Source organism: Micromonospora sp. NPDC023888 (assembly GCF_040639415.1).
Classification (GTDB): domain Bacteria; phylum Actinomycetota; class Actinomycetes; order Mycobacteriales; family Micromonosporaceae; genus Micromonospora.
This window is the reverse complement of record NZ_JBEZZW010000016.1, coordinates 55,483-71,904: the sequence shown is the minus strand read 5'-3', so window position 1 is coordinate 71,904 and position 16,422 is coordinate 55,483. Positions and strand designations below refer to the sequence as shown.

Annotated in this window: 15 protein-coding genes and 1 pseudogene; 9 read left to right on the top strand and 7 right to left on the bottom strand. The window is 70.6% G+C overall.

Annotated elements, in window-relative coordinates; translation table 11 throughout:
• The first annotated feature begins 12 nt into the window (after positions 1–12).
• Positions 13–2,238, top strand: coding sequence for a DUF262 domain-containing protein (locus AB0F61_RS16805; RefSeq protein ID WP_357810038.1), 2,226 nt, complete (start codon positions 13–15; stop codon positions 2,236–2,238).
• Between the two features lie 392 nt (positions 2,239–2,630).
• Positions 2,631–3,042 (top strand): annotated as a pseudogene (locus AB0F61_RS16800) (hypothetical protein).
• Here AB0F61_RS16800 and AB0F61_RS16795 read toward each other — a convergent pair.
• Entirely contained in the window at positions 3,023–3,469 is a 447-nt protein-coding gene (locus AB0F61_RS16795) for a nitroreductase family deazaflavin-dependent oxidoreductase (RefSeq protein WP_357810035.1), read from the bottom strand. The pseudogene AB0F61_RS16800 and the gene AB0F61_RS16795 overlap by 20 nt on opposite strands.
• A gap of 157 nt (positions 3,470–3,626) precedes the next feature.
• On the bottom strand, positions 3,627–4,445 hold the full coding sequence (map, locus tag AB0F61_RS16790; protein ID WP_357810033.1) for a type I methionyl aminopeptidase: 819 nt from the start codon (positions 4,443–4,445) through the stop codon (positions 3,627–3,629).
• Positions 4,446–4,545: 100 nt separating this feature from the next.
• Here map and AB0F61_RS16785 point away from each other — a divergent pair, with 100 nt between their 5' ends.
• Positions 4,546–4,812 (top strand): helix-turn-helix transcriptional regulator, encoded by a 267-nt coding sequence (locus AB0F61_RS16785; RefSeq protein WP_357810029.1) that lies wholly within the window; start codon positions 4,546–4,548, stop codon positions 4,810–4,812.
• A 4-nt stretch (positions 4,813–4,816) separates the two neighbouring features.
• Here AB0F61_RS16785 and AB0F61_RS16780 read toward each other — a convergent pair whose 3' ends face one another.
• Together AB0F61_RS16780 and AB0F61_RS16775 are read right to left on the bottom strand one after the other, a co-directional pair.
• Positions 4,817–5,803: an SEC-C domain-containing protein gene (locus AB0F61_RS16780; protein ID WP_357810027.1), complete on the bottom strand. Its 987-nt coding sequence runs from the start codon at positions 5,801–5,803 to the stop codon at positions 4,817–4,819.
• 189 nt (positions 5,804–5,992) lie between these two features.
• A complete protein-coding gene (locus AB0F61_RS16775) occupies positions 5,993–7,459 on the bottom strand; it encodes an MFS transporter (RefSeq protein WP_357810025.1) in 1,467 nt (488 codons plus the stop codon).
• 220 nt (positions 7,460–7,679) lie between these two features.
• Between AB0F61_RS16775 and AB0F61_RS16770 the strand changes: the two genes are divergently transcribed.
• A complete protein-coding gene (locus AB0F61_RS16770; protein ID WP_357810022.1) occupies positions 7,680–8,255 on the top strand; it encodes a helix-turn-helix domain-containing protein in 576 nt (191 codons plus the stop codon).
• Between the two features lie 6 nt (positions 8,256–8,261).
• Here the strand turns inward: AB0F61_RS16770 and AB0F61_RS16765 are convergent, their stop codons facing one another.
• A complete protein-coding gene (locus AB0F61_RS16765) occupies positions 8,262–9,620 on the bottom strand; it encodes a pentapeptide repeat-containing protein (RefSeq protein ID WP_357810019.1) in 1,359 nt (452 codons plus the stop codon).
• Positions 9,621–9,850: 230 nt separating this feature from the next.
• Between AB0F61_RS16765 and AB0F61_RS16760 the strand changes: the two genes are divergently transcribed.
• The 3 genes from AB0F61_RS16760 (at position 9,851) to AB0F61_RS16750 (ending at position 13,426) form a co-directional block, all read left to right on the top strand.
• Complete coding sequence (locus AB0F61_RS16760; RefSeq protein ID WP_357810016.1) at positions 9,851–10,648, top strand: alpha/beta fold hydrolase; 798 nt, start codon at positions 9,851–9,853, stop codon at positions 10,646–10,648.
• Positions 10,649–10,816: 168 nt separating this feature from the next.
• Positions 10,817–13,021, top strand: coding sequence for a M48 family metalloprotease (locus AB0F61_RS16755; protein WP_357810012.1), 2,205 nt, complete (start codon positions 10,817–10,819; stop codon positions 13,019–13,021).
• A gap of 12 nt (positions 13,022–13,033) precedes the next feature.
• A complete protein-coding gene (locus AB0F61_RS16750) occupies positions 13,034–13,426 on the top strand; it encodes a hypothetical protein (protein WP_357810009.1) in 393 nt (130 codons plus the stop codon).
• Positions 13,427–13,451: 25 nt separating this feature from the next.
• Here the strand turns inward: AB0F61_RS16750 and AB0F61_RS16745 are convergent, their stop codons facing one another.
• Positions 13,452–14,324 (bottom strand): aldo/keto reductase, encoded by an 873-nt coding sequence (locus AB0F61_RS16745; RefSeq protein WP_357810006.1) that lies wholly within the window; start codon positions 14,322–14,324, stop codon positions 13,452–13,454.
• A gap of 40 nt (positions 14,325–14,364) precedes the next feature.
• On the bottom strand, positions 14,365–14,499 hold the full coding sequence (locus AB0F61_RS16740; protein ID WP_357810003.1) for a hypothetical protein: 135 nt from the start codon (positions 14,497–14,499) through the stop codon (positions 14,365–14,367).
• Between AB0F61_RS16740 and AB0F61_RS16735 the strand changes: the two genes are divergently transcribed.
• The gene (locus AB0F61_RS16735; protein WP_357810000.1) at positions 14,498–14,863 is read left to right on the top strand and encodes a YciI family protein; all 366 of its coding nucleotides are present in this window, start codon (positions 14,498–14,500) and stop codon (positions 14,861–14,863) included. The two genes, AB0F61_RS16740 and AB0F61_RS16735, sit on opposite strands and share 2 nt — an antisense overlap.
• Before the next feature lie 132 nt (positions 14,864–14,995).
• Positions 14,996–16,378 carry an FAD-binding oxidoreductase gene (locus tag AB0F61_RS16730; RefSeq protein ID WP_357809998.1) on the top strand — a complete coding sequence of 461 codons (1,383 nt, stop codon included), beginning with the start codon at positions 14,996–14,998 and terminating at the stop codon, positions 16,376–16,378.
• Positions 16,379–16,422 lie beyond the last annotated feature (44 nt).

The following is a 16,422-nucleotide window of genomic DNA, read 5'->3' as shown; positions in this document are numbered from 1 at the left end:
GGAGGTGGTGGCATGCCTGAGGCACCGATCCGAGGTGATGGCTTCACGATCCAACAGCTATTCAGCCAATTCCAATTCCGTCTCGACCCGTACCAGCGCGAGTATAGTTGGGGCCGTAAAGACGTCAAGGCGCTGATCGACGACTTGACACGCCACTTCGCCGAGGATTGGACCCCGGGTCATCAACGGCGGGAGGCCAGGCGCTACCAGCCGTACTTTCTCGGGCCATTTGTTTACTACCGGGACGAGGATCTCGCAGCGCTCGTCGACGGCCAGCAACGGATCACCACCCTGCACTTGTTGCTCTTGCACCTCCGGCGATTGGCTATTGAAGCTAGCCGCAGCGAGTATCAAAACGACATCGCCGCTCTGGAGCCTCTGATCGCCGGCACTGCATATGGAGAGCGCGCCTACGCGATTCGGTCAGATGAGCGCTCCCCGGTGCTGGAAGCGATCTTCGAGGACAAGCCCTACACGTTGCCGCCGGATGCCGGCCCTTCGGTCATCAACCTATATGAGCGCAGCCAGGAACTGGATGAGCTGCTTCCTGAGTCGATTCGGGATGAGGCCCTGCCGCTGTTCATTCATTGGCTGCTCAACCGCGTTTGCCTGGTAGGCATCAATGCCATCGAGCGTCGCCAGGGCTGGGAAATATTCGAGACGATGAACGACCGAGGGGTGCAGCTTGGCCCAGCGGACTTGCTGAAGAGCTACCTTCTGCGGCGTGCCAGCAATGTTGACAATCTTCCCCGGCTGGGCGACGCCTGGAGTAATGTCCTCGCGAGGATCGACAACCGTGTCCCCCAAGCGGCCGCGAAGTTCCTTCAAGCGCTACTGATCGGGAAGTACGCGCAGAACGCAGCTGAGATGACAGATATCACCGTGTCGTTCCACGGTTGGGTTCAGGAAAACTCTGCCTTACGGATGGGTTTGCAGTACGCGCCAGACTTTGCGCGCTTCATCGAGCACGATCTCGTACGCATGTCCCGGCGCTACGCATCATTAACCGCAGCAATGAATGTACTTGAGCCTGGGCTGGAGCCGGTTTTCTACAATGCTCGGAACGAGATCGATCAACTCCCACTGCTGCTTGCCGCGATCGATCCGGACGACACGGACGCGCAATTCCGGGAAAAGGCCTTCTTGGTCTCCGCCTACCTTGACCTAGTCTTCGTTCGGATGGTCGTAAACAACAGGATCAGCAAGCCGGATGACCTGCATGACGTGTTATTGCCGATAATCTTTGACCTTCGTGATAGCCGTGATATCGACAGCGTCGCGAAGATTCTCGGACGCCAGGTATCTCAGCTGGACGTCGATTTCACCGGAGTTAGGCAATATGGCCTGCGACCGGATAATCGAGCGCAGGTTCGCTATTTGCTGGCCCGTCTGACGGCGTTCGTTGAGACTGAATGCGGCCGACCCAACGAGATGCCCCGTTATCTGGACAAAGACGAACCGTGCGAGATCGAGCATATTTGGGCGAACAAATTTGAACGGCACCAGCCAGAGGTGAAGACCGAGTCGGCTTTCCGTGTGCAGCGCAACCGATTGGGAGCGCTGCTCCTGTTGAGGAAGTCCCACAACGCCAGCTATCAGGATGCCCCTTATGAGCAGAAGATTGAGTGGTACCGTGGACAAAACCACCTGGTCGCTTCGCTGCACAAAGTTACCCGGGAACGCAACAAGCCGTTCACTGAAGGAGTCGTCAAGAAACATCGACTGGAGAAGCTCCTTCATCCGATAGCCCGGTTCGACATGGATGCGATCCAGCTGCGGCAGCAGCTTTATGAGCGGTTATGCGAGATTATTTGGGATCCGGGGCAGCTCCATCTTATTCTTCCACCCGCAGTAGCGGCCGGGGCCCGAAATGCAGATGCGGACACCGTCCTGCCTGCTCAACGAGTACCAGCTGCGGTTTCCCGCCGGACCCGCGCATATTTCGGCGGCGTTACGGTGGCTCGATTGGTTGCGGCGGGTGCAATCAATGTCAACGACGAGCTAGTTCTCAGCTACAAGCGTGTCCAGTACACCGCGCGGATTGGCGAGACCGGCCAGATCGTGCTGAACAGCGGCGAGCGATTTGAGTCCCCCTCCCCGGCCGGTGCGATGGTGACCGGCAAGGGCGCCATCAACGGATGGAGCGCTTGGAAGGTCCGGCGAGGCGACAAACTAGTTCCTCTGTTCGACGTACGGGCGGACGCACTGTCCCGAGGTCTGCTTGAAGGCGGACAGTAGGCGCAGCGCGTTCCGAAACGACCGCAGGTGATGCGCGGGTCGCTGTCCAGGGGCGGTGCGATAGATGCGTTTCCTGCTATTACCGGATCGGTGACCAAGAAGTCGTTCTCGCATCCGCAAGATGTGGCGGAGCGCTTGGAGGGTGAGCCCAACACCAGCACGTAGGTGGTCGACCCATCCGAGCACGGGCTGCGTGCCGAAGATCTTGACGCCGAGTTGGCCCGCCGGAGCATGCCCGTGGCAGCGGAGGGGCAGGCCCGCGCCAGGGCTCAACGTGCTCAGGTCGAGCAGGAGTGGTCACCTGGTCGACGTGCGGCGCTGCGGGACCGTCCCCGCCGCGCGGCAGCGGCGATCTCGACGGCTCCGGCAGCCAGGCCCCGGAGTCATGACGGATCCCGAGGCCGTGGGTCCGGCTGATATTAAACCGGTCCGCGCTGCTCGCCTACGTGGCTGGATCATCCGTGGACGTCGCCGAACCCATCCGCTCGGTCGCCCAGGACGGGGTCCGGTTCGGGGTGCCGGCGGTAGTCGCGGCCGCGGCCCTGGCCGTGTTGGACGATCTGGACGACCGACCGGTGCTGCACCGACTGCTCGAACGTCCCGCCTGCGCGGTGCTGTCCACCTGGGGTGAGGACTGGCAGGAGTTGGCGTACTGGCGTAGTTGTCGGTCGGGTCGAGCTTGCAGCCACCTTGAAGGCTGTCCTGGAGCACGACACCTCGGTGCTGACCAGCGAGGTCAAGGCGTACGGCGATGGCGGGGACCTTCCGGTCATCCGCTTCCTGGCTAGGGCGCTCGTTCGATGACGATGAGGGGAATCTCGCGGGCGGTGCTCTGCTGGTAGCGGGCGTAGGTCGGGAAGACCTTCGTCATCACCGGCCACAGCCGGACCCGTTCCTCGGCCGTCGCCGTCCGGGCCCGACCGGCGAACCGCTCCGCGCCGACCTGCACCTCCACGGTGGGGTCGGCGCTCAGGTTCAGATACCAGGCGGGGTGCTTGCTGGCGCCCCCGTTGGAGGCCACCAGGAGGTGGTTGTCGCCGTCGCGGCCGTACATCAGCGCGGTGCGGCGCAGTTTGCCCGTTCGGCGTCCGCGCGTGGTGAGCAGCAGCGACGGTACGCCGTGAAAGGTGTCGCCGTCGGCGCCGTCGGTCTCCACGTAGCGCCGGATGTGCTCGGCGACCCACTCGACCGGGCTGTCCTCGATCGTCTCGTGCTGCTCCTGCGCCGTCACGGCATGTCTCCTCTGTCGGCCCTGCCCGGCAGTGGGTCGGGCCGGAGGCGGGGCCGGGCCCCGTTCCGGACTCCGAGACGTGCTGGGCGCTTTCGAGGCATTGTGCCGGACCGCCGGTTGCCTCGCCGACCGTGCCTAGGCCGCGAAGACGTGCCGCTCAGGATGTGGCGGCGGACTGTCCACTGCGGTTGGCCGGCCGGGCGTCGTGACCGGGGCGGGTGGTCAGCACCTGGGGGCCGGCCTCGGTGATCGCGACGGTGTGCTCGGAGTGGGCGGTGCGTGAGCCGTCCGCGGACCGGATCGTCCACCCGTCCTCGTCAAATTTGATCTTGTCGGTGCTGTGGCAGAACCACGGCTCGATCGCGATCGTCAGGCCGGGCTTGAGCGTCATGCCCCGGCCGGGGCGGCCGCTGTTGGCGACGTGTGGGGCCTCGTGCATGGTGCGGCCGATGCCGTGCCCGCCGAACTCGTTGTTGACCCGGTAGCCGTAGCGGTGGGCGACCTCGCCGATGGCGGCGGAGACGTCGCCGAGCTGGTTGCCCGGCTGCGCGGCGTCGATCGCGGCGACCAGCGCGACCTCGGTGGCCTCGATCAGCTTGAGGTCGTCCGGGGTGGGGGTGCCGACGGCGACGGACAGCGCGGAGTCGGCGACCCAGCCGTCGATCCCGACCGCCATGTCGATGCTCAACAGATCACCGTCGCGCAGGGTGTAGTCGTGCGGCAGGCCGTGCAGTACGGCGTCGTTGACCGAGAGGCACAGGACGTTGCGGAACGGGCCGCGGCCGAACGACGGCGCGTAGTCCCAGTAGCAGGACTCGGCGCCCCGCTCCTTGATCCGGCGGCGGGCGTGGTGTTCGAGGTCCATCAGGTTGACCCCGACGGCGGCGACCTCGCGCAGCTCCGCCAGCAACTCGCCGACGAACTGGCCGGTCACGGCCATCCGTTGGATTTCCTCGGGGGACTTAAGCTCGATCACGACCAACCCTTCCTGTCCGTAGCGGTATATTTATACCACGCCTCGGTGTGTCCGCGCGGATGACGTTGCTGGTCCGCCAGGGCAGATCTATCCTGCTCACATGGTTCGCCCACCGCTCACACCCGCGCAGATCGCCGCGGGCCAACGTCTCGGGGCGGCGCTTCGGGTCGCGCGGGGTGGCCGCCCCCTCGTCGAGGTGGCCCTGGCGGCCGGCATCTCGCCGGAGACGCTCCGCAAGATCGAGGTGGGCCGGCTCCCGGCGCCCGCGTTCGGCACTGTGGTCTGCCTCAGTGAGGTCCTCGGCGTCCCGCTCAGCGACCTGGCCGAGGTGTGGCTGGCCGACCTGCGCCTCCGCGAAGCCTCCTGACCGGTCAGCCGCGTGAACGCGGCAGGCAGCACTTCTTGTACTTGGCGCCCGATCCGCACCAGCAGGCGTCGTTGCGGCCGGGTGGCCAGGCCCGGAGGTCGGGCCCGGTGAGTGAGTCGGCGTACTCGTCCAGGGTTTCCTCGTCGGTGGGGTCGCTGCCCTCGCGTTCGGCGAAGGCCGCCAACCCGGCGACGGAGCCGACGACCACGCCCAGGTCGACCCCGCCCACCCCGGACGCGTCGACAAGGGCCCGCTCGGTCTGGGCGCGGTGCTCGTCCCAGGTCGCGGGGTAGCTCTCGACGAGCGTGGGCCAGCGCAGCAGCAGCGCGTCGAACTCCGCCTGCGGCCAGAACAGCAGCGTCGCGGGCCCGTCGTCGAGCGCGTCGAGCGCGTGGTTGCTGGCGGCGCGCAGCCGGTCGGCGAGGTTGTCGTACTCGTCGTGCGGCAGGCCCAGCTCCTCGCGCAGGTTGTGCCGCCGCTGGGTCAGCCCGTAGATCATGGCCGCCGCCTCGTCCTGGGCGTCCTCGGATTCGTGCTGCTGGTCCCGGGTGCGTGCCAGGATCGCGTCCAGCGCCCCGGTCAGCCACTCCACCGCCAGGTCGGGGTGGCCAGCTTCGGCCAGTTCCTCGACCAGGTAGGTGGCGTTGGGATTGGTCTCCAACAGTGGGCGCAGGGCGGTCAGCTCGGCCATGCCCTCGTCCTCGCGGCCGAGGCGTAGCAGCAGACCGCCGCGCACCGACCGGGCGTACGCGTCCTCGTCGGGTTGTTCGGCGATGGCGCGGGTGGCCAGCGCGAGCGCGTCGGCCAGGTCGCCCGCCTGCTCCAGGATGTCCGCGGCGACCAGCAGGGCGAACCCGGTGTCGTCGGGGTCGGCGACCCGCCCCTCGTCGACCGCGCTCACCAGCTCGGCGACCAGCGCGGCCGGGTCCGGGCTGGTGGAGCCCAGCGAACCGATTTCCTCGATGCGTTCGACGGTCAGCAGTTCGGGCATGGCGGCATCCTGAAGCAGGGGAGTGGTGGACGGGAGAGCGGCCAGCGTACTCCCGCAGGCCCTGAAGACCACGGAGCCTGGGGCGCGTTGCGCTCCAGGCTCACGATCGCAGCAAGTGCTGCCTGCCGACGCGACGAGGCAGCAACTTCACCGAAGTTGCTGCCTCGATCGTGATCGCCCGTCGGATGGTCAGCGGGTCGCGGGCATGGTGGCGAACTCGCCGGCTAGCTCCGACTCGACGATCGTCGCGGTGGACGGCCGGCGACCGGCCGACGCCCGCCGGGCGGACGGGACGGCGAAGGCCGCGAGCGCGGCGGCCAGGGCGATGGCCGTGAGAACGAGAAACCCGGTGGTGAAGCCGGCCTCCCGGGGCAGGCCGTTCGCCTGCGGGTGGGCGGTGATCACGCCGCTGACCACTGCGGCGCCGATCGCGCCTCCGATGGTGCGGATGTTGGCGTTCATGCCGGTCGCCACGCCGGTCTGGCTGGCCGGCACGCTGGCGACGATCAGGTTGGCCATCGACGCGAAGGCCAGACCGATGCCGAGGCCGACCAGGCCGCCGGCGATGGCGACCTCCCAGCGGGTGTCGTGCGCGGCGGCGAGCATCGCCGAGGCGGCCACGTTGAACGCGGCACCGGTGGCGAGCTGCGCCTTGGCGCTGAAGACGGCCTGGAGTCGGCCCGCGACGAGACCGGCGACGAACATCGCGACGAGCATCGGCAGCATGAGCAGACCGGCCTGGCTGATGCTCGCCCCGAAGCCGTAGCCGGCGGCGGTCGGGGTCTGCACGAACTGCGGGAGGAACGCGTACACGGAGAACATCGACGCGCCGTAGAGCAGGGCGACCAGGTTGGTGGTCCAGACTCCGGGCAGGCGCATCATCCGCATGTCGATGAGGGGATTCTTCGACCGCAGTTCGGCGACCAGCCAGCCGGCCAGCAGCACCACGGCGAGCGCCAGCAGACCGAGCACCCGGGTGGAGGTCCAGCCCCACGCCGCGCCCTGGCTGATCGGCAGCAGCAGCGCCACCAGCCAGCCGGAGAGCAGCACTGTGGCGCGCCAGTCGATGCGCCCGGGGGTACGGACCGGCGACTCGGGGACGAACAGGTGGGCGGCCACGGCGGTCAGCCCGACCACGACCATCGGGATCCAGAACAGCCAGCGGTAGTCGAGCGTGGTGACGATCGGACCGGCCAGCACGATGCCCAGGCCACCGCCGACGGCGACGATCGCCGAGATGGCGGCCACGGCCGTGGAGACCCGCGCGGCCGGGAACTCGTCGCGGATGATGCCGAACGAGAGCGGGAAGACCGCTCCGCCGATGCCCTGGACGACCCGGGCGAGGATGAGGACGCCGATGTTCGGCGCGATGGCGGCCAGCAGGCAGCCGAGCGCGAGCGCGGCGAGCGAGACGACGAGCATCCGTTCCTTGCCGACCATGTCGCCGACCCGTCCGAGGATCGGCGTGAAGATCGACGCGGAGAGCAGGTAGGCGGTCAGGACCCAGGTCACGGTGTTCTGGGAGGTGTGCAGATCCTGCTGGATGGTGGGTAGCACCGGGGTGATCAGCGACTGGAGCATCGCGAAGAACCCGGCACCGGCCGCGAGCACGGTGAAGGTGAGCCGGCGCGAGCTGCGTCGGGAGGTTACTGCCACGAGAGAGAACTCCCTGAGTACGTACGGGAAGAGGTTTGTCGCCCGTCGTCCGGGACGGGCAGGGTGTGTCGGGTCCGGGCGATCGGGTGGCCAGGCGGCGATCGGGCGGATCCCGAGGTAAGCTAACCGGAGGCAGGCCTCCGGGGGTTCCGGAGGGGTGCCTCCACTAAGCTAGCGGAGGGTTGCCTCCGGATGCAACCAGGGTGAGGTGACGCACGTCATGACCAGCGCGGGGCAGGCGCCCGAGGTCTTCGCCCAGCGGCCCAAGCGGGCCGATGCGCGGCGTAACTACGACGCCCTGATCGCGGCGGCACGCGAGGCGTTCGCCGAGAACGGCGCCGCCGCCTCCCTGGAGGACGTGGCCCGGCGGGCCGGGGTCGGCATCGGCACGCTCTACCGCAACTTCCCCAGCCGACGGCACCTCTTCGAGGCCGTCTACGTGGAGGAGGTCCGGGCGCTGAGCCGCTCGGCCGAGGACCTCGCCGAGTTGCCCCCGTGGGACGCGCTCGTCGCCTGGCTGCACCGATTCGTCGCGTACGTCGCCACCAAGCGGGCGCTCGCCGAGCAACTGCTGCACGACTCGGAGATCTTCACCAGTTGCCGGACGGAGATCTACGCCGCCGGCGAGCCGCTGATGCGCCGCGCCCAGGGTGCCGGCGCGGTCCGTGCCGACGTCGGCTTCGACGACGTGGTGCGCCTGATCAGCGGCCTCACCATGGCGCAGTTCCCGTCGCCCGAGCAACGCGACCGGGTGCTCGGCGTGGCCCTGGACGGATTGCGCGCCGCCGCCCGCTGACCGGCGTCAGTGGCCGACGAGCAGCAGCCACTCGTCGTCGAGCGGCTCCAGCCACACGCCCGCCGGCCAGCGGTGACCCAGGTCGGCCACCGCCCGGGCCTGCTCGACCTGCGGTGGCCGGCTGAACTGTGCGTCGCGGAAGCTGGTCATGCTGTGGAACCGGGCCCGGCCGAAGTTCGCGGCATCGGTGAAGCGGGCCCGGTCGAACAGCGCCTCCGCCCCGAACACCGTCCAGCGGAACAACGCCATGTTCCGGAAGCGGGCGGAGTGGAAGTTGACCGTCCGGCCGAACTCGGTGTGCTCCATCGACAGCGCGCCGTCGAAGACGGCCTCCTGGAAGGTGACGGCGTCCTCGAAGCGGGTCGCGTCGAAGCTGGTCGGCTGACCGAATGCCGTCCGGCGGAATGAGGCCTGGCCGGCGAAGGTGGACCGGCGGCAGGACAGGCCGCCGGTGAACGCGGCTCCGTCGAAGCTGGCCGGCCCGCCGACGCGGGCGCCGTCCAGCAGGACCTCACCCTCGGCCGTCAGCCCCTCGAAGGCCACGTCGCCGAAGGTCGCCGCCCCGAGCAGGAGACGCCCCCGCGCCGTCGCGCCCGCGAAGGTGGTCGTGCCGGTGAAGGCCGCCGCCGTGAAGTTCGCGTCGATGAGCGTGCAGCCCGTGGCGTCGAAGTCGACGAGCGTGGCACCGGTCAGGTCGAGCGTCAGCTCCGGCCAGTGGGTCGGGTCGTCCGCGCGCAGGTGCCGGGTGAGCACGCGCTGCGCGGTGCGCCGGACCTCCGTCTCGCGCGGCTCGCCGTCCGGCGCCGGCATCCGCAGGTACGCGCAGAGCACCGCCGTGATCGTCGGGCGCTGCCCCGGATTGTCCTGACCGAGGCGCTCCAGGGCGTGCAGCCCGCCGAGGCGTACCGCCGCGCTGTCGTTGCCGAGCAGCTCGACGGCCCGGGTGTAGAGCTCGGTCAGCCGGCGCTCCGCGGCGTCGTGCTCGGCCGCCGCGGACTGCCGGTCCTGCTGGCGTTGCGCGGCCTCGGCGACCGACTCGGCGTGCGCCTGCACCCGGTCCCGGTGCGTCTGGTCGCGGGCGGCGACGCTCTCCTGGTGCCGTTGTGCGCGTTCGGCGATCCACTGGCGGCGGGCGGCCAGCAGCAGGGCGAGCCCTCCGCCGGTGCCGGCGACCACGGTCAGGCCGGTGCGGATCGCGTCGATGCGCAGCGTGGCGCGGGTATCCGGCTGGCTGGCCCGGTCGGCCTCGGTGAGCAGCAGGCCGAGCACCAGCCAGCCCAAAGCGGCGGCGACAAGCAGGCCCACCAGCACCAGCCACCACGGCATCACCCGTAACTGGCGCTCGGGAGGTTCGTCGGCGACCACGGCCACAGCATGACATTCGCCGTCGCCGTCCGCGGGTGCGCCTCGGGCTGCCGGTCCGATGTGGAGTGCGGCGATTTGCCGGTTTGCCCCGTCGGTGGAACAACGGGTTACCCGCGCGTAACAAGTCATTGACGTTTCTGAATTGTTGCGGGGATGATCGTCGCACGGTCGACCGGACACCCCCACCCACCTGCCCGGTACGCCGGGTGCCTCCCCCCGGAGGTGCAGCCATGCTGCTCCGAAAGACCGCCCTCGTCGGGTTCCTCGTCACCGCCGCCCTGTTCGCGTCCGCCGGCACGGCGACCGCCGCCACCCCCACCGATCCCACCCCGGCCAGGGCCGCCGCGCCCGCCGTCCCTGCCGCCGCCGCGGCCAACCCGGTGATCGTGGTCGGTGGGCTCAGCGGCGTCGCCGTCGCGTACCAGCCGCTGGCCGCCCGGCTGCGCGCCGACGGCTACCGCGCCTACGTCTACCCGCTGCCGGGGCTGGGCCTCGGCGACATCCCGACCTCCGCCCGCGCCTTCGCCGGCTACGTCGACCAGGTACGCGCCAGCACCGGAGCGGCGACAGTGGACGTCGTCGCCCACTCCGAAGGCGGCCTGGTCAGCCGCTACTACCTCAAGCGGCTCGGCGGCACCGCCACCGTCGGTCGCTACGTCAGCCTGGGCACGCCGCAGTACGGCACCTACGTCGCCACCATCGCGGCGTTCCTCGGCCTGGGCAGCTGCGCCGGCGTCGTGGCCTGCCAACAGATGGCCATCGGCTCGGCGATCCTCACCGACCTCAACGCCGGCGACGACACCCCGGGCGCGGTGCGCTACACCACCGTCCGCACTGTGCAGGACGAGCTGGTCCGGCCGACCGGGAACGCCGCCGTCAGCGACGGCGCGACGAACGTGCTGATCCAGGCGTACTGCCCGCTGCGGGTGGTGGGGCACCTCGGCCTGGTGCTCGACGGCACGGCGTACACCATCGTGCGCGGCGCCCTGGTGGACGGCCCGGTGCGACCCAACTGCCTCGCGCTCTGAACCGTTCCGTGCGGGTGGTCCCGACCCGACCACCCGCACGGGCGCGCGACGGTGAATGTCGGGTGGGCGACGATCCTGGGAAAGGGGGTGCCGGACATCAGACGTGCTCGATAGCCTGCTGCCGCCGTCCAATCCGGACAGACGTGTCGTCCCAGAGGAGCAGCGCGCATGACCGAGCCGCACACCGTGCCGCCGGAGAGCACCCCGCCGACCGTGCCGCAGCTCGACGTCCGGGCGGCCGAACCGCCGACGAGCGAATCACCGCCGCCCACCGGTGGCTTCGCCGACCGGCCGCCCGGCTACCCCAGCGCGCTGGTCTGGCTGCGCGCCGGGATCCTGCGCGACTGGCGGGGCGTGCTCGGCGCGTTCGTCGCCACCTGGTTCTACCTGCCGGTCGCGCTGCTCCTGGCGTTCTGGGGCGGTCTCGTCCTCGGCGTCACCGGGCTCTTCGCCGGCGCGTTGGGCGCCGACGACCAGGTGCCCCAGATGCTGCGCGACGCCCCGCTCATCGGCTCCCTGCTGGAGGCGTTCCTGACCCGCTCCGGCGGGGTGCTCGGCGGCGTGACCGGCTTCGCCGCCGGGTTCCTGATCGGCTTCCTCGCCGTGCTGGTGGTGCCCTGGCTGGGCGCCGACGACGGGGTGTTCACAGTGGTCACCGGTCTGGTCGGCACTGTCGTCGCGGCGGCGCTGATCGGGGTGCTGTACACCCTCTACCGGGTGCTGCTCGAACCGCGCCTGCTGGTGGTCTCCGGTGCCCGTCAGCCCAGCCGCCGGGAGTACGCGCGGCTGCGTCCCGTGCTTGACGAGTGCGCCCGGCGGCTCGGCCTGCCCAGCGTGCCCCGGCTGCTGATGGAGGACGACCCGGTCCTGAGCAACGCCCGCACGTACGCGCGGCACGTGGTGGTCACCACCGCCGTGCTGACCGAGCCGGACGACGAGGTCGCCGCGCTGCTCAGCCACGAGCTGGTGCACTGGCGCACCGGCGACGAGATCACCAGCGCCTTCGTCCGTGGTGTCGGCCTGCCGCTGACCCTCGCGCACGCCCTGCCGACCTGGTTGATGCGGACGTTCCCGCACCCGGGCACCAACTTCGTGGTCTTCCTGTTCTTCTGGCCGGTGCTGCTCACCATGCGCTACGTGGTGCTGCCGCTGCACGCCCGCGACGTGCGGGCGGCCGAGTACCGGGCCGACCTCGGCGCCGTGCTCACCGGGCACGTCGACGGGATGCGGCGCGTCCTGGAGCGGCGGCTGTCCTTCGAGACCGGCCGCAGCGGCTGGGACGAGGCGGTCTGCGCCACCCACCCGCCGCACGAACTCCGGCTCGACGCGCTGGAGCGGGCGTCGGTCGCCGGGGTGCCCGCCGGAGCGGACGAGCCCGTCACCGCCGAGCGGCTGTTCGGCCACTCCGGCCCGGTCGGCACCCGCCGCACCTGGCTGCTGGTCGGCGCCCTCATGCTGGTGGCCTGCGTCGGCACCGGCGGGCTCGGCGTGGTGCAGTGGGCGTTCTTCCGACCGCAGGCGACCGTCGACGGATACTTCTCCGCGCTCGCCGACCGGGACAGCGACGCCGCGCTCGGCTTCCTGAGCGACCAGAGCGGTGGCACCGACCGCAAGCTGCTCGCCCAACTGCTGCGCGGCGACGGCTACCGGCCACCGACCGACGTCGAGATCACCAAGCTGGACCGTGACGGCGACAGCGCCACCGCCACCGTGACGTACCGGTTGGCCGGCGAGCGGCGCACCACAACCGTCGACCTGCGCCGCGACGAGGAGGCCACCCTCGGGCTCTTCCACGGCTGGCGGGTGAGCGGCGGGCTGACCCCGCTCGACAGCCCGATCGCCGGCCCCGGGGCGCAGCTCAACGGTGTGGCGCTGCCGGGCGCCGCCGAGGGCCCCGCACTGGTGCTGCTGCCCGGTGAGTACACCGCGACCGGCCCGGCCAGCGCGCTCAGCGAGACACCGAGCGAGACCGTGGCGGTCGGCCCGGGGCAGGGCTCGGCGACCCTGCAACTGGCCCCGGTGCTCAAGCCGGCGGCCGGCGAGGCCGTCGAGGCCCGGGTACGCGCCTGGTTGGACGAGTGCGCCAAGCAGACGGTCGTCGCGCCGCCGGGCTGCCCGTTCCGCTACTACGGGGGCTCCGCGCAGAAGGTCACCTGGAAGATCCTGGAGTACCCGCAGATCACCGTCGAACTGACCGGCCCGGCCAGCGCGCAGGTCGCCACCCCGACCGAGGCCGAGGGCAAGGTGCAGGTCAGCGGCACCACCACCTACTTCGGCACCAGCACACCGTTCACGGACGAGGACGAGTTCACCGTCGCGGGCGTCGCCACCGCCGACGGGGACACCATCGCCTTCCGCCCCGCCGCCAACTGACCGGGAGACACCGTGACCGACAGCGACACCGCCGCGCGACACCCCGTCCGGCTGACCATCAGTCCGCGACACCGGCAGCCGCCGCCGGTCGCCCTGCTCGACTGGATCCACCGCAACCCGCAATACCGGCCGGTGGTCCGGCAGGCCGGTGGCGGCGGGGGGCGGCCGGGCTTCAGCGACGCGGTGATCATCGCGGTGCTGGCCCAGGGGCTGCTCCCGGGTCTGTTCAACCTGTTGCAGTCCTGGGTCGACCAGCAGCGCACCGAGGCCAGCATCCGGATCCAGGCCGGGGACACCGAGGTGGAACTACAGGTGAGTGGCCGCACCGATTCGGCTCGCCTGCTGGCCCAGGCGACCGAGGCGCTGCGGGCCGCCCGGGAGCCCGGTCCGGACGCCGCCGACTGACACCGGCGGCGTCCGCACCGGCGGGTCAGCTCGCCTTGGCCAGCGACTCGAACTCGTCGTCGGTGAGCCGCACGTCGGCCGCGCCCACGTTCTCCTCCAGGTGGGCCACCGAGGACGTACCGGGGATCGGCAGCATCACCGGCGAGCGGCGCAGCAGCCAGGCCAGCGCGAGCTGCGCGGGCGACGCGCCGTGCGCGGTGGAGATGGCGTCCAGCGGGCCGCCCGGGCGGGCCAGCTCACCGGTGGCGATCGGGAACCACGGGATGAACGCGAGGTCGTTGCGCTCGCAGTACTCAAGTACGTCCTCGGCGCTGCGGTTGGCGAGGTTGTACAGGTTCTGCACGGAGGCGATCGTGGTGATCGCGCGCGACTCCTCGATCTGCGCCACGCTCACCTCGGACAGCCCGATGTGCCGGATCTTGCCCTCCTGCCGCAACAGCGCCAGCTCGCCGAGCTGATCGGCGAGTGGCACCTTCGAGTCGATCCGGTGCAACTGGTAGAGCGGAATCGTGTCCAGGCCGAGGTGGCGCAGGCTCAGCTCACACTGCTGGCGCAGATACTCCGGGCGGCCCACCGGCCGCCAGTCGCCGGGGCCGGAACGGGTCAGCCCGGCCTTGGTCGCGATCACCAGGTCGTCGGCGTACGGGTGCAGGGCCTCGCGGATCAGCAGCTCCGAGACGAACGGCCCGTACGAGTCGGCGGTGTCGATGAACGTCACGCCCAGCTCGACGGCCCGGCGCAGCACCCGGACCGCCTCCGCCGGGTCCTTCGGGTCACCCCAGACACCTGGGCCGGTGATCTGCATCGCCCCGTAACCGAGCCGGTTGACGGTGACGTCTCCGCCGATCCGGTACGTGCCGGACGCCTTCGCGGGCTGCTCACTGATGTTTGTCGCCATTGGTAGATCATCCCCCGGAAATGGGCCGCCACACCGCCTGTCAGCCGACTGTGTGCGCGGACACGTCACCCGGCCGCCGGGGCCAGTTGCCGGCAAGCGCCAGGTACGACCCGGGTGTACGTGCGACGCTGGCGGGGCCGGTGCCGTTCGGCGCGACGGCGGAGGGAGCACCCATGGCGGGAGTGCCGCCTGTCAACTTCGCGCTCGACACGTACGAGTGCATCGTGATCTATCCCGGCGCGGCCGGACGGGTCCTGCCCGCCGAGACCGTGCAGCGGTTGCAGTCGGAGCACGCCGAGCACATGCAGGCGTTGCAGCGCGGCGGCATCATCCTGGTCGCCGGCTCGATCGACGGGCCGGCCAGCAACCCGGAGCCGCCGATCGGGTTCGGGCTGGCCCGCACCGGCAGCGTCGACGACGTCCGCAGCGTGCTGGAGGCCGATCCGGCCGTGCAGGCCGGGCTCTACCGGGTGGACGTGCTGACCTTCCTCTGCCCGGCCGGGTCGCTGGAGTTCCCCCTGATCAAGACCGAGAGCTGAGCTGTCGGTCAATCGGCGGTTGTCGTGATGACGACGGCGCTCGGCGGCGCGCCGGTGTTACGGTCGCGCCCTGCGAGGGCCGCCGCCGGGGCGCACCCGGAAGCGATGGTCGGCCCCGGTCGAGGAGTCGCCATGATCTCCGCCGCCACCCCCGATGTCGCGACGGCCACCGCCCGGCTGCGTGTGTTGTTCGGCGACCGGCTGCACGAGCCGGGCGATCCCGCGTACGTCACCACCACCCGGCTCTGGAACGGCGCCGTCCAGCGCACGCCCGCCCTGGTGGCCCACTGCCGCGACGCCGACGAGGTGGCCCACGCGGTCCGCATCGCCGCCCGCTGCCACCTGCCCCTGTCGGTCCGCTCCGGCGGGCACGACTGGGCCGGCCGGGCGCTGCGTGACGGCGGCCTGGTGCTCGACCTGACCGGTCTGCGTGCCGTCCAGGTCGACGCGGACGCGGCCACGGTGACCGTCGGCGGTGGCGCCACGACAGCCGAGCTGCTCGCCGCCGCTCGCCCGTACGACCTGGTGGTGCCCACCGGCGTGGTCCGCGACGTGGGCGTGGCCGGGCTCACCCTCGCCGGCGGGTACGGCCCGCTCTGCGGCCGGTTCGGTCTGACCCTGGACAATCTGCTCGGCGCGGAGGTGGTCCTCGCCGACGGCCGCCGGGTCACCGCCGACCCCCTTCACGACGCCGAGCTGTACTGGGCGCTGCGCGGCGGCGGTGGGAACGTCGGCGTGGTCACCGAGCTGCGTTTCCGCGCGCACCGGTTGCCCGGCGTCCTCGCCGGCATGATCATGTTCGCGCTGGCCGAGGCGCCGGCCGTGCTGCGCGGCTACCGCGCGCTGGCCGCCGAGGCACCTGACGAGCTGACCGTGATGACCGGCTTCCTGCCCGGTCCGACCGGCGAGCCGATGATCTTCGTCTGTCCGTTCTACAGCGGGCCGGACCTGGACGCCGGCTTGCCGTGGATGGACCGGTTGCGCGCGCTGGGCGCCCCACTGGTCGACCAGATCGCCCCGATGCCGTACGCGGACGCGCTGCGGATGTTCGACGGCGGCATGGTCGACGGCAACCACTACCTGCTGCGTACCCGCTGGCTGCCCGCGCTCACCGACGGTGTGGCCGACGTGCTCGTCGACGCGGCCCGCCAGGTCAGCTCGCCGTTCTCGGCGCTGGCCGTGCACCACTTCCACGGCGCGGCCACCCGGGTCCGACTCGCCGACACGGCGTTCGGCCTGCGCGACGAGCACCTGCTGACCGAGATCATCGCGGTCTGGGCGCCCGGCGAGCAGACCGGACCGCACCGGGAGTGGGCCGAGCGCACCTCGGCGGCGCTCGCCCCGCACGCCCTGCCCGGTGGTTACCCCAACCTGCTCGCCCCGGAGGAGACCGACCGGGTCCGGCTCGCCTACGGCGCGAACTGGGCGCGACTACGCCGGGCCAAGCGCCGTTACGACCCCCGTGACCTGCTCACCGCCGTGCCCACCCTGCCGCCGTCGGTGCACCCACGGTGAGCCCTCCCCGGGAGCACCCCGACAGCGCACACCGACGGAGGCGT

Bases quoted from the DNA above. Each gene is read 5' to 3' on its own strand.
- AB0F61_RS16805 (WP_357810038.1), top strand. From the start codon at position 13: ATGCCTGAGGCACCGATCCGAGGTGATGGCTTCACGATCCAACAGCTA.
- AB0F61_RS16785 (WP_357810029.1), top strand. From the start codon at position 4,546: ATGGTTCGCCCACCGCTCACACCCGCGCAGATCGCCGCGGGCCAACGT.
- AB0F61_RS16780 (WP_357810027.1), bottom strand. From the start codon at position 5,803: ATGCCCGAACTGCTGACCGTCGAACGCATCGAGGAAATCGGTTCGCTG.
- AB0F61_RS16770 (WP_357810022.1), top strand. From the start codon at position 7,680: ATGACCAGCGCGGGGCAGGCGCCCGAGGTCTTCGCCCAGCGGCCCAAG.
- AB0F61_RS16760 (WP_357810016.1), top strand. From the start codon at position 9,851: ATGCTGCTCCGAAAGACCGCCCTCGTCGGGTTCCTCGTCACCGCCGCC.
- AB0F61_RS16755 (WP_357810012.1), top strand. From the start codon at position 10,817: ATGACCGAGCCGCACACCGTGCCGCCGGAGAGCACCCCGCCGACCGTG.
- AB0F61_RS16745 (WP_357810006.1), bottom strand. From the start codon at position 14,324: ATGGCGACAAACATCAGTGAGCAGCCCGCGAAGGCGTCCGGCACGTAC.
- AB0F61_RS16735 (WP_357810000.1), top strand. From the start codon at position 14,498: ATGGCGGGAGTGCCGCCTGTCAACTTCGCGCTCGACACGTACGAGTGC.
- AB0F61_RS16740 (WP_357810003.1), bottom strand. From the start codon at position 14,499: ATGGGTGCTCCCTCCGCCGTCGCGCCGAACGGCACCGGCCCCGCCAGC.
- AB0F61_RS16730 (WP_357809998.1), top strand. From the start codon at position 14,996: ATGATCTCCGCCGCCACCCCCGATGTCGCGACGGCCACCGCCCGGCTG.